This window comes from Oleiphilus sp. HI0043 (genome assembly GCF_001634935.1).
In genome coordinates this window covers 1-763 of the sequence record NZ_LWEY01000436.1, presented here as the reverse complement: position 1 = coordinate 763, position 763 = coordinate 1, and the positions used below count along the sequence as shown (strand labels likewise).

Annotated in this window: 1 protein-coding gene and 1 pseudogene; both read right to left on the bottom strand. The window is 43.8% G+C overall.

What is annotated here, in order from left to right; all coding sequences use genetic code 11:
* Window positions 1-280, bottom strand: a pseudogene (locus tag A3729_RS05580) (hypothetical protein); the annotation flags it as partial.
* Window positions 280-763 (bottom strand): hypothetical protein (locus tag A3729_RS32375; protein ID WP_197475603.1); only part of this gene is annotated, 484 nt, incomplete at its 5' end. The gene A3729_RS32375 and the pseudogene A3729_RS05580, both read right to left, overlap by 1 nt.

The following is a 763-nucleotide window of genomic DNA, read 5'->3' as shown; positions in this document are numbered from 1 at the left end:
TATCTGTCTGGTATTCCATATCGTCCGTTGAAACTAGCAACAAGTGCTTATTCAGGCCTTGCCCTGTTAATTCCTTTAGAAGTTTTAATTCTTTTAGACAAGGAGGACACTCGATTGACCATAGCAGTAATATAAATGCCTCTCCCTTACGAGATTCTTCAATGGCAATCAGACTATCCGCTGAAAAGGGCTTTATATTCGCATTTGCCTGAAGCGAAGCGCTCCACCCTATAACTATTAAACCCCATATAAACACAGCTAGTTTTTTCACGCTTATCATTACTCTACCCTAATCCAGCGTAAGCCTTCAGCCTGTGTATGCCACATAGCATGAATTCGGCCCTTCACTTCAATCAGGTCAGGGTGATCTGAGTCATGAGTGGTACTTGCGATTACCTTTTCTTTTAGCCAGTCTTTTCCTAAGTTCACGGACTGACGTAAGATCAAATCGAGACCTTGTCCGTTGTAGCGTTTCCATAGTAGGAACACATTCGAATCTTGCACTATGACCTGTGGACGACTCGCACCTGGGAGTGAATCAATCGAAATTGTGTCTAAGGCCCTTCCTTCAGAAAAGTTATAGCGACCGTACACCAAACCTTTATGTTTATCCCCTTGTGTAAACCAGACAATATGTGCGCGGTCATCGCGATCAAAAGACATATCAGGACCATGGTGAGGACAGCCTTCAATCACCCAGTTATCTATAGCCGCTTTAGCTGGATGAGCGTTCTGCATAGACTTCCAGTCTTTGACATAGGCA